We start from the raw sequence: 13,046 nt of genomic DNA on the forward strand, positions 1-13,046 counted from the left end.
GAGTATCAAATAATTTTGTGGGACAGCGGGACTTGCAAATTTCATTTGCTGTTATGAACCAGTATTTTTTATTTATACAGGCACAAAAGAAAATGGTCTCCCTCCCCACTTTCTGAGGGTACACCATTTTCTCTAAAATACCTTATTATTAGCCCGGGGCTAATCCCGCGGGAGTTTTTTTATTCTATGCTCTTAAAATAGCCGCCGTCCGCTAATACGTCTCTTAATGACAAGCCCAGCTGCCGTCCCTGATAGAACAAGAAGAATAAAGACTGTCAGGCCGGAATCACCGTTATCACCTGTAACAGGCGTCTTCACGGAATTTGATGCGTTCCCCTTACCGGTTGTGCTGCTTCCGCCATTCACGTTATTTCCTCCAGGGGTGTTGTTCCCGGCAGGTTTGCTATCCCCACCAGGCTTGCTATCTCCGCCAGGTTTGTTATCCCCGCCAGATATATCATTTCCGCCAGGCTTATCGTCCGATCCGGACGGGTCTTCTTTGAGAACCAGTCCGCCGATTGCCGCCCTCAGATTTCTGGACGCCGCATCTGCCTGCTCCTGGGAGGGATCCCCTTCCAGCACCGTCTTTGCCGCACTGACAGCTTCAGCGAGTATTTGCCATGTGGATGGTGTATATTCCGCTTCGTTTAGCTTCCCGGCTTCCTCAAGAAGATCCGTCAATTCCGATGTTTCCGCTCTTAAGGTTAACCCGGCCATCGCAGCATACAGATTCTCAGATGTTGTATTGATCTCGTTCTGCTTTGCCGTATCATTATCCATCACGGTCTTTGCAGCTTCGAGTGCCTCCTTAAACTTTGCCCAACTCTGGGAAGTATATTCAGACTCTTTACCTTCATATGACCCCGCTTTCTGGATTCCTGCTTCCAGCTTGGATTTGTCGGCTTTTTGCGTTGCCCGGCCGGCAGCAGACAGAAGCTCCTGTGCGATACTCTTTACTTCATCCTGACTGATTTCAGGGTCATCATAGCTCTCCTGTGCCTTCACAAGAAGGTCTGCCAGTCCTTCCACCGTAGAAGGTACATACAACTCTATTTTTTCTACTATAGGCGCCGCCATGTTAATCGCTATTTGCAGCGCAGTTTTATCCGCCCTGTGCTTTAGCGCACACATTGCATTTTTTAAAGTCCGATATGCCTCATCCACCGTTTCCTGTGCAGCATCCCCATCTTCCATGATAGCGGCCGCCGCCTCGGCTTCCACTGCCAGAGCCTGCCATGTGGACGGCGTATACGCTTCCTCGGACAGCTCTGACACTTCCTTAAGAAGTCCTGACAAGTCGTCTGTATCGGCTCTGTCAACGAGTGAATCAATGGCGTTATAAATGGATTCAACAGCAGCATCTACCTCCTCCTGCTCCGCATTTTCGTTATCCATAACCCCGCGCCCATGTATAAGCGCCTCTTCAAGATCTTTGGCCGCAGATGGAGTACAGTTTGAGGTATCTTCTGCCTCCCCCCGCGTAATTGCTGCCAGCAGCAGCTCCTTTTGCGCCTTTTTCTTTAGTCCTGCTATAGCAGACGTCAGAGTGTCACGGGCCTCATTCACCTGTTCCTGGGATGCGGATGTATTCTCCATCATGGACTTTGCCGCCTCAAAGGCGTTTCGGAAATCCTCCCAGCTCTTAGGCGTATACTCCGATTCTCTGCCCTCATATGCCTCCGCTTCCTGCATGGCTGTCTGAAGACCGGAAGTATCAATAGCCGGGAGCTCTTCTACATGAAAAAGACCCAATTCGATAATTGACGGATCCTTCTTGCAGCTGTCGCTGTAAAGACGTATCTTACTTGTGGTTACCGTTTCGAACGGAACAAGATAATCGGTCGATTTTACCTTACCGCTGCTGTCATACCATACATTGTCAAAGTTTTCGGTTCCGTCGTAAACCGGATAGGTAATCTGGTGTGCCTGATCGGAAGAACTGCAGGCATCCTCCCATGCACCGTCTTTCCAGTACTGGATCTTAAAATGATTGTAAACTTCATAATTTGCCGGGTCAGACCGATCCGAATATACCTGGAATTGCATCCTGTTAAGCTCTGTCTCTGCCCCCAGATCTATTTCAATCCAGTACTCCGGCTCGTCCCGTTTACTTGCCCAGCGGGTTCTGTCATTCCCATCCACTGCCTTGGATGCTTCATAATTGGGATGGAAGCTGCTTGCTGAAACATTCTTGTTCAAGGCAAGATTTTCTCCAAGAACACTGGCCGAGAAAGCAAGTTTGTCGGTGGTTAATGTATTGCCATTGACGGTCACCTCTGCCCATACATGGAAGGAAGCTTCCTCCGTAAAGTCTTCCATTCTCAGGCTGCCGTCTGTATGAATGGTAACAAGGTCTTCCCTGTCTGTATAGTAAGTTACGGCCTCGATCATTTCCGGGGTAATCGGCTGACCTGTCCCAAGCTGTCCGGATATAGAAAGCTGCGTCGTTTCGTTCGGACGAAGGCTCGTCTTTCCAGCCGTAACGCCGACTGCATCCTCCATTTTAAACAGTGAAAATTCCCAGATCGTTACATTCATGCAGGACTCGATATTGAGCCGAACACGATCGGAAGTGAACTCCTCAAAAGAGAAGACCTTATTTGCGCCGACTTTATCGCCTGTATAGGCTTCCTTCCATGCGCCGTCCTGCCAGTATTCGATCGCAAACTTAGATATTCTCGTCGTTTCCCCTGACTCAAGATATTCCTGGATCTGTGCGGTATTGACTGTCTGCGGGGTATCAAACTTCAGTTCCAGTGTTGCCGTGATTGTTCCGTCGGGAGTCGCCCATCGGGTATTCATATTTCCGTCACATGCCTTTGCCCCGGAATAGCTGTCCGTGTACATCACGCTTGCCTGGACAGACGATGCCTTCGGGGAAAGATTTTGTACGGCCTGTGTGTTCATATAGGTCTGCTTATAGGTGGCGCCTACTTTTTTATTGCTCCCATCAAAGAGAGCTGCTTTTACCGTCATAACGCCGGTCGGAACCGCCAGCTGTTCCCCCTGATAAGCAGCAGCATCCGCCGTCGGTTCGGAACCGTCAAGTGTATAGCGGATGGTTAAGCCTTCCCAGGGCTGCGACATAGAAAATGTAGTTCCATTATCTACCCTGCCCTGCTCCGGGGTAAATGTAACCGTAAGTGATTTCATCAAATCATCAAGTGATCCGACTATGGTATTCAGGCCCGAAGCAGTGCGTTCAAACTGTTCCCGGGTTGTCTGCACATCGCCCAGCGTATCTTTGGCAGCGCTGATATTTCCCAGCAGGGTGTCATAGAGATATTGTGAACATTCCCAGGGATTTGTGCCCACTGCAACAGATTCCGATTTTTCCTTGGCAGATGCCAGCGCCTGCACAAGTTCCACGGCAGAACGGGCGCGTGCCATGCTGTTATTGAGCAGTCCAAGCTGCTCCGGAAAATCATTGGTTTTGCCGCTTTCAAGGACGGATTCTGCCTCTGCCGCCTGATCCGTCAATGCCTGGCGGACTGCTGCCAGCAGTTCATCGGTCATAGATTCCGCGTAGGACTTTGCTTCCCCGATCTTGGTCTCCAGTGTCTCTGAGACATTCGGGCTAAGCTTTATAACCGTATCATAGGCATCCCAGCTCTCACCTTTTGGAAGCGTCAGCAGAATTCCCTCTTCATTATAGGTAAGCTGCACTTCACTGCCGTCCTTAACAAGGCTGGCCTCCCCGTAATACTGCCCGTTCCCCGGGTCTTCAATCTGCAGTGTTCTGTCCGCCGGGGTATAGTTTGACAACAGCGGTGATACGTGCAGGTAAATAGTCTGCAGGCCATTTTCATCAGTTTTGTACGTACTGCCTCCCCATTGCGGGTTCTTATACGGGCCGCCGCGGGTTTCGTACACTGCTTCTCCATACGGCTCAAGCCAGCTTCCAACCTGGCGGAACACATCTGCATGCTTTTCATCCAGTTTGCCGTTGGACATTGGTCCGATATTATAGAGGAGATTCCCATCATTTACCACGTTGTTGATCAGGAACCGAATGGAATCTTCAAGTGTACGGATACGTCCGTCCGGCAGATAGGACCAGCCGCCGCCCCCTTTCGGTGACTCTGCTACAACCATACAGCTCTCCCATGGACGGGAGGAATCGAAACCGCCAAGGCGTCCTTCCGGTGTATACCAGTCGCCATTCACATCATAGGGGGCCTTATCATAGTTGCCCAGCACGGAAACATAACGGTTATTAATGATGACATCCGGATTGATCTGCTTCATACGGCGCAGAAGGGTACGCGGATCCCAATCGTTGAGTGAACTGGATCCAATGCTGTCAAACCACATAACATCAATATCACCATAGTTCCCCATCAGCTCCTGGATCTGGCCAAAATAATATTCCAGGTAACGGTGATGGTCAGCCGTCAGGTAATTAGGATTGTACCAGTCCCGTGCGGAATAATAAAACCCAACCTTGAGGCCTGCCTTTTTAGCAGCCGCAACGAATTTCTCTACAATATCCTGGTTGTAAGGCGTTTCTTTTATCGTGTGGTTATCATAATCCGAAAAGAAGTTTGAATAGCTGGCATGGTGCTTTGCCGTAAGAACGATATATTTCATTCCCGCCTCTTTTGCAAGCTGCATCCATTCATCCGGATCGTACTCCTCAGGGTTAAATGTCTTGCCAAGTGTGTCATACTGAGGATCAATGGTATTCTGATTGTTGCTCCCTATATCTGCAGGGCGGAATGCATTGCGGTCCCAGCTGATTTCAATCCCAAGCTGGCTCGAAGGATCCCAGTGCAGGAACATTCCATATTTTGCATCCCTGAACCACTGCATCTGTTCCTCGGTTGCGCGCAGTGTATAAAGCATGTTGCAGGCTTCATTGATCAGGTCACGGTCCGTAACCGGGTCAAAGACTGCCTCCTTATCACTGATTACAATCAGCCCCTCTCCGAGATGTTCCATCTGGAAATTGTCAATTTCACTCTGCTGTTCATCACCGCTCCAATAATATTTTCCCAATGACTCAGAAGCCTGCTTAAGATCATAATAGGTTACGCCGCCGATTGCTGTTTTATCGACATCAGGCGCCTCAGCGCCCAGCAGTGATGTAAAGAATTCTGCCGGTGCGTATACCGTCCCGTTTTTTACCGTTGGCTTTGTAGCAGATGTAAAGTCTTCCTTCACATTGTTTTTGTAAACAACTTCAGAACCATGCAGATTCTCACTGTCTACCGTGAAATATACGGAGCCTGCCAGACGATTGGCGATATCACTCTGAATTGCATTCACATTCGCCATAAAGTCATTGTCGTTATCGAACCGGTTGTTAACCCGTTCGTACTGCTCTGCCGTAAGTACCGGCCCAATCATCCAGCTCTGCTCCGCGCTCCCTGTCTCACCTGAAGTACGGGGCGTCACCTCAAACCGTATGTATTTCCCCGCATCCTCTGAAGTAAGAGTGTATTTGTTTCCGACAGCCCCCGGGATTTCCGTGTATTCCCCCTGCTTGGTGTCGCTGCGCAGCCAGCGGAGGGTGCTGCCCGATTCGCCGCGTCCATTGGGGTCATAATAATTGTAAATGCCCTGAAGCTCCGTTCCTACCATTTCCATGCCAGTGATATACGGGCGGATTGCCTGTACCGCTTCGACCTGATGTTTCGTATCATTTGCCTGCACTGCCGTCCCCATCGCCGGCATCAGCAATGTCGCAGTAAGCAAGGCGGAGACAAATACCTTCCCCCTGTGATTCCATGGATTCCTCTTTTTTCTCATCACGCTCTCCTTTTGTATCCCAAAATCCCCCCGCAGCCAATCCCGCGGGGGTTTTCATTGATATACATTCCGGATGCTCTCAATATATAAACAATCCGAAATAATTTACTTTCTGTTGATACTCATTACCTTTTTTTACGTCTCCTCATCAGAAATACCGCCGCTGCAGCCAAAAGTACACTGCCGCCCAGCACGCCGAGCCAGATTCCAACCATTGCCGTATCGCCGGTTTTTGCAGATTTTACATTCCCGGTTCCCTGGCTGCCTGTGGTGCCGTTCCCAGATGTCCCGGTATTTCCGCTGCTTCCGTTATTTCCACTGCTGCCAGAATTACCAGTATTGCCGTTATTTCCATTATTACCTGAGTTTCCATTATTACCGGAGTTTCCGTTATTTCCAGAGTTTCCATTATTTCCTTCTTTTTCCTTCAGGTCAGCCTTAGCCTGCTTCAGCTCCTTTACTGCATGATCCACAGTTTTCTGATCATCTACAGAAAGTGTTTCATCCTCCATTACTTCATTTGCCTTTGCCAAAGCTGTCATGTAGACTTCCACAGATGCCTCAGTATAGATATTCAGGTCCAGATCTTTCAGGCTTTCCAGCAATTCCTGCAATGCGGCTTTATTTGCCTTTAATCTGAGATTGTCAATCGCTTCAACCAGAGCACTCCAGGCAGCATCTACATCTTCCTGCATTACATCGCCATTTCCCATGACTGCTTCCGCCCCGGACTTAGCAGTAAGGTATTCTGCCTGCCCGGCCTCTACATATTTGGCCAGATCAATTAACTGGGTCAGTTCCAGCGCCATCTCCAGATCGGTCTTGTCTCCGGCCAGGAAATCCAGTGAATTGATAGCCTTCATCAATTTTACAGTTGCCTTTGTGACATCCTCTTTCGTAGCCGCATCATTCGTCATGACAGCATCGCCTTCTGCAATTGCTTCCCCGAATAGATTCTGAATGGTTTGGATCAGATCGGCCGTATCTCCATTAGCCACATGTTCTTTTGCTTTATTCAGGAAATATTCCAGCGTCTTCTTGCTAACCGGCTCTGTAACCACGGTCTCTTCCCACTGTGCATATACAGTCTGGGCTGCGGTAAATTCTGTCACCTTCTCGCCGCCAGTCTCGGCCGTAAACCAACCCTTAAAAGTATACCCGTCTTTTACCGGATCAGCCGGCATCTGAATCTGCTCTCCTGCGTTTGTAACTACCGTTGTCTCAACTCCGTCAACTATAAATGTCGTTGTAAATGTTTCAGTTTCTGCAGGCCTTTCAACCTCGCCCAGCACCTTGAAGAAATCAACTGCAAGCTTGCTGCCGTTTTTCTTCACGCCCTTGATTGTATGAATTCCTTCGTTAAGCCCGGATACTTCATAAACTTTTTGCTGGAATTGTGCATTGCCGGACTGCAGGTTAATTGTATCGCGCAATTCACCATCGATATAGATATCCACTTCGCCCATTTCTGCTGTTTTTGCTGTATAGAACTCCACGCCTGTACCGCAGAATTCAAATTCAAAATAAGATCCGTCATTGGTTGTATAGGTGTAATCTGAATGATAGTAATTTCCGTCATTATTTACATAGGTCCAGTCGGCAGCATCGTTGTCGTTCTGGTCATAGAATTTTGTAAAATACCAGTGGTCATTGTATGTTTCCATTGGCTTCAGGTGGTCGCTGCCCTTTACTACCGCTTTAATTCGCTTCCACTGTTCCATCTGATCAGGGTCGATTCGTCCGAATCGGTTTACCTTTGAGTCTGATACAAGAACTGCCTTTTTCTCTACATTATTTTTAAACCATCCTGTCACCTGTTCTGTGTCTACAGCCGCCCCCTTTTGTCCCCAATAACTATAGAAAGGAACAGGAACGCCCATGCTGGACATGAAGAACCACTGAATGCCAAGCTCCTGGCTCGCCCATCCGTCTACCTGTGACCGCGCCGGATTCCTCGGGCAGACAGAGTTAAAGTTCGTAGCTGAATGCGCTTCACCGCCTACATAATCTTCATAAGGTACGTTAATCTCATCGCTGCCGCCAAGGCTCAGGGAAAGAATACGGTTCGAATTCCCCTTTTTCAGTGCGTCAACCCATGTATGCCAGTTGTACTCCTTTGTTGGTGCGTAAGCCGCATTCGGGTTTGCATTCGGATTCGGAGTCAGATCCGGTGTCACCTCATAGGTGTTACCGCGCATAGAGTTTTCTGAGGTCCACATTCCGTCGATCCACCATCCTGCCAGGTATTCCCCGTAGTGTTCTGACCAGTATCCAAGAACTTCCTGCCATTTTTTGAGTGTTTCCTGAGTAGGGGGTGTGTCTGTATTTCTTGTCTGTCCAAATGCATCCGTGATTCCATAGTCCCCGTCGTGTGGATTGGTTGCAGCATCAAAGTTCGGTCCAAAGTTTCTGTGTGCTCGAAACGGCGGGCAGCCTACCGCATAAAACATCATCTTAATCCCATGAGGCTCCAGTGCCTTTGCAATCTCCATAGGGAGGTCTCTGGCCGTACTGGACGGCGTTCTTTCCCCCTCTTCCACCTGCGCATATTTGTCATAAACCGGATTATGCGCATTGAAAAATCCGTCATGCTGTCCGATTGTAAAGATCACAAATGAAGCGCCGGTTTCCAGAATGTCCTCTACATAAGCATCTACATCAAAGCTGTCGAGATAAGCGTCCCAGTTCTCTTCTGGTTTTAATTTTTCATCATCATTCGCTGCCGCCAGAGTAATATAATCGTGCAGGAAATGATGCATGATTCCGTACTCTCCGTCTCTGAACCACTTTACTTCCTGATTGCCTTTATTCTCAACAGGCCCTACAGGCTCTGACATGACAGGCTCACCTTCCGCATACTTTTCGTTGACCGGTGTAACCGATGCCTTCAGATATCTGTCCGTATAATAGCTGATTAAGTAGATCTCCTTTGTCCGGATTCCTTCCAGCTTTGTATATTCCCCATCCCTGTCGCCTGCAGGGGAAATCCACCATTCGATTTTTGAACGGCTTTCCGCCTCTCCGTCGGCATCCTCATAATCATAATTCACTGTCAGGCCTGCCTTCACATCCGGAGTTCCCTCAACTGTAACATTTGAGACTGACGGCGGGTTGGGGTCATCATATTTGGATACCACATACTGCCCGTCTCTGGTTACTCGATTGTAGGTCACAGCCATATCAATCACTTGATCAGAGCCCACGGCTGTGACCGGATCAAATTCCAGCGTAACCGAAAGCCCGTCCACCGTGCAGTTGATTAATTCCACCGGCTTCGTCTGAGTAGGGTCTACCACCGAGTTGTGCATGGTTACAGCAAAATCTTCTATGACCGGTGTCTCTGTGAAGTCCTTCTCAAAGTCAAGAACCAGTTTTCCGTTCTCTGCAGTCAGAGTAAATGGATTCATATTGTACTCGTACTGTGCCTTAATCTCCTCCGCGCTCAGAGTTGCGTTATATATTTTCAATTCATCCATGGCTCCCTTGAAGGGTCTTCTCTGTGAAGCCACCTTATCTCCGATCAGCAGAGGCTTGCCCTCTGTCTGGAGATTTCCGGTACGGCCATTCACAGTATCCTGCCCTACTTCTTCACCATTAATATAGAATTTTAAGGCATCTCCGTCTGCCGTCACCGCAATGTGCTGCCATTCTCCGCCCTGCAGGGCTCCGTACATATTCTCACGGCCCGCGCCGTCATTGGTTCCATGCTGGAAATACAGCTTACCGTTATGTTCTCCCAGAATCCAGGAATTCCGATATGAATTCTCTGTCTGGCGGCTCAGAATTGTCATGGACGTGCCTGTCCCCACAGAATCCGGATGAATCCATCCCGAAAATGTATAATTGGGCTGTACATTAAAATCAAACGCCGCTGAGGACTCGGGGACATAGATCTGCGTACTGCCGTCAAACTGCAGGGCATTTCCGATCTCCCCCTTTATAAATTGCGCTGTTCCTTCAATATCAAAAGACGTCTGGCTGGCACTGTCGAACGCAGCATTTCCTGATTCCTCGTCAAACCCCAGCTGCAGTACCGGCTGCACCAGGTCTTCGGCCCGTACTTCCCGGGTCAGCCCCGGCAGGCCGAACGAAGTTCCCGTTACGGCAACAGCCAGCAATAAACCCGTTGCCTTTTTAGAAAACTGTTTTAAACTCTTTTTCACTTCCTCTTCCTCTCTTTCTCATCTTCTTTTATCCTATCATTTTCGTGATTTTCAAAGTTCTATTACCTTCCCTCCTTTCATCCTGGATTCCTCCGCAGCATATGCCATCACATGTCCCTGGAGGGAAAGTTTTGCACTGTACATCAGATTTTTTTCTCCCGGATTTCGCAGTGCATTTGTGAATGTTTCCATAATACACTCATCCCCGCCCGAATGTAGTGTTTTTGGTATATGTACTTCTACTGTCGTTTCATTTCCTGAAGCAAAATCCCGGATAATAAACCTGTCCTCGTCGATGCTTCCTTCTATCTCTCCTGCTGTGCCCATAATCTTAGTCTGGCGCGCCGTATCCATAGTAAATGCACTGGCCTGCCATGAAGCCGTAACCCCGCCCTCGTATTCCATCATCACAACCTGATGGTCTGCCACGTTATTATCACAATGGTAAACACAACGTGCATACGGTGTGGTCAGCATATATTTCAAAAACTCGTCATTGTCATCCGTACGTTTGATAATATCCCGGAAATTTTGGCGGAGCTTCCGATCTTCCAGATATTTGTATGCGGAATACATGCAGCTCTTATTATGGATGCAGTCCTCACAGCGCTTTGTCGCACCTTCTGGGGCATTCTCCGGTCTGAACCAGGACAAAGATCCAAAGGAAGAGATCTTCGTACACCTTATCCCATCCAGGAGATAGTTCAAAATGTCCGTATCATGGCTGCATTTTGCAACGATCATAGGAGTCGTTTCATCGCTGCTGCGCCAATTTCCGCGCACATAGCTGTGGGCATAATGCCAGAATCCAATGTTTTCGATATGATGGATGGACTGGATTTTCCCAATCTTACCCTCATCGATCACCTTTTTTACAGCCCGAAAGAACGGCGTATGCCGCAAAACATGGCACACCATCAGTAAAACGCCTTTCTCCCCGGCTGCATCCACAATCTCTTTTGTCTTTTCCGCTGTTTCTGCCATCGGTTTCTCCAGCAGCAGATTTAATCCCTTTTCAATCGCCGCCATGGCAGGTTCATAGTGCTGCCTGTCCTGTGTTGCAACAATCACTCCGTCCAGTTCCCCGCTTTGTTCCAGCATCTCATGCCAGTCGGAAAATCTTCCTGCTTCCCCAATTCCATGCGCATCCGCAAACACATCCCTGCGCGCCTTTAATGGTTCCGCAACACAGACAAATTTTACTTCCGCCGGATATTTCAGGGCGTAGGGAGCATAGCAGTTTGCCCCCCTTTCCCCAGCTCCTATCAGTCCTAATTTCAGCTGTTTCATTTTGTTTCTCCCTTCTTCACAAAGGGGTCTGACCCTTTTGCATAGGGGTCTGACCCCTTTGTTTGTGCGTTATCCTTTTACAGCCCCGGCCGTCATTCCGGCAATAATATATTTCTGCCCCAATGCATACACGACAATGCTTGGAACTATTATCATCACCATGATTACGCATACCAGGTTCCAGCTTCTCTGATATAGCCCAAAGAAACTGTATACCATCGTGGTCAGCGGCATTTTCCTGGATTCATTGATCACATAAAACGGGGTCACAAAATCATTCCATGAACTCATAAAATTTAAGATAATCACCGTTACCGTTACCGGCTTCAACAGCGGAAATATAACCTTTCCAAACAAGGTCAGCGGCCCGCACCCGTCAATGATCGCAGCTTCGTCAATTTCTCTTGGAATCGATCCGATAAATCCGTAATATAAAAACACAGTAAACGGCGTTACCAGCGCTGAATACAACAGCACCAGACCCACCAGGGAATTAGTCAGGTGGATTTTCTGCAGCACCAACACGGCCGGAACCATGTTCAGCGGCGCCACAAGGCCTACCAGAAAAAACAAGTATATTTTGTTATGTAACTTCGTTTTTCTTCTTGCCATTACATAGGAGGCCAGCGCAGCCCCTGTCGTCGCAATCAATACCGTGAACACCGATATCAGCATGCTGTTGGAAAATGCCTGAAAGATATCTACCGTTTCCATAACCTCCTGATAATTCCCCAGCACCCACTGGGTCGGCAGGGAAAATTCCATTGCAACGGATTCTCCCTGCGTTTTCAGGGAGTTCAACAGGATAATAAGAAGAGGAATAAATACCAGGATTGAGAGCAGCCATAATATCAATGCTTTGATAAAAGACAGTATTTTCTTTTTTCTGACCATCTTATTCCTCCTCCCTTGTCATAGCCTTTAATACTGAGAACGCCACAATACAGGTAAATACAAACATAATCAGCCCCAGTGCGGTCGAGAATCCATACCGGCCCGAACTGTATTCTTTATATACCAGTGTATTCAGCACTTCTGTTGCCCTCGCCGGGCCTCCGTTTGTAAGCACAAACACAAGATCAAACACCTTCAGGCCCGCGATCAGGTTCAGCACCAGATTGATGGTAATTGACGGAATCATTTCCGGAATAATCACATAACGCAGTTTCTGCCATCTGCTGGCCCCGTCGATGTCTGCCGCCTCCAGATAATCCTCTGAAATCGCCTGCAGACCTGCTATATAGATCACCATATTCTGCCCCACCAGGCGCCATACTTCCACAGCCATTACCGCAATTAATGCCGTCGCCGTGTTCCCCAGCCAGTCTTTCGCAAGCGCGTCCAGCCCAATTGCGCGTAGCGCTTCATTAATGACCCCATACTGGGAATTATAAATAGACTTGAATACCAGCCCGATAATTAATGGACAGAGCATGACCGGGAAAAAGAAGATTGTCCGCAAAAAGTTGCGTGTCTTAAACCCTTTGTTTAATGCGAGTGCCATGGTAAATCCAATCAGATTTTTAAATACTGTCGTTACTGCCGCAAAAATCAAAGTATTAATAATAACTTTGATGTATCTCTGGTCCGTAAAAATATCTTTAAAATGTGACAGTCCGATAAAGTGAATTTCGTCATTCATTGCATTCCAGTCCGTAAAGGAAAGTACCAGCCCCATGGCACTCGGGATAATGAATAATCCCACATATAAAACTAACGGAATCACAAGAAAATATGATGGATAAATCTTTTTATGATTCATGACTGCCTCCTTCCTTTCATTTTTTGAGCATAGTACCAAAAACCCGGAACTATGCTCATTTTTTGTAACAGTTCAGGCTT

The 13,046-nt window shown here is 48.1% G+C and carries 5 protein-coding genes; all 5 read right to left on the minus strand.

Annotated elements, in window-relative coordinates:
• Positions 1–192: 192 nt before the first annotated feature.
• On the minus strand, positions 193–5,751 hold the full coding sequence (locus tag BN1938_RS02495; RefSeq protein WP_050639087.1) for an alpha-L-fucosidase: 5,559 nt from the start codon (positions 5,749–5,751) through the stop codon (positions 193–195).
• A gap of 125 nt (positions 5,752–5,876) precedes the next feature.
• Positions 5,877–9,914, minus strand: a complete 4,038-nt coding sequence (locus BN1938_RS02500) for a LamG-like jellyroll fold domain-containing protein (RefSeq protein ID WP_050639088.1) — start codon at positions 9,912–9,914, stop codon at positions 5,877–5,879.
• 51 nt (positions 9,915–9,965) lie between these two features.
• On the minus strand, positions 9,966–11,204 hold the full coding sequence (locus BN1938_RS02505) for a Gfo/Idh/MocA family protein (RefSeq protein WP_050639089.1): 1,239 nt from the start codon (positions 11,202–11,204) through the stop codon (positions 9,966–9,968).
• 69 nt (positions 11,205–11,273) lie between these two features.
• On the minus strand, positions 11,274–12,098 hold the full coding sequence (locus tag BN1938_RS02510; protein ID WP_050639090.1) for a carbohydrate ABC transporter permease: 825 nt from the start codon (positions 12,096–12,098) through the stop codon (positions 11,274–11,276).
• Position 12,099: 1 nt separating this feature from the next.
• A complete protein-coding gene (locus BN1938_RS02515; RefSeq protein WP_050639091.1) occupies positions 12,100–12,966 on the minus strand; it encodes a carbohydrate ABC transporter permease in 867 nt (288 codons plus the stop codon).
• Positions 12,967–13,046: the final 80 nt, after the last annotated feature.

Origin of the sequence: Eubacterium sp. SB2 (genome assembly GCF_001244405.1) — a bacterium.
Classification (GTDB): domain Bacteria; phylum Bacillota; class Clostridia; order Lachnospirales; family Lachnospiraceae; genus Faecalicatena; species Faecalicatena contortus_B.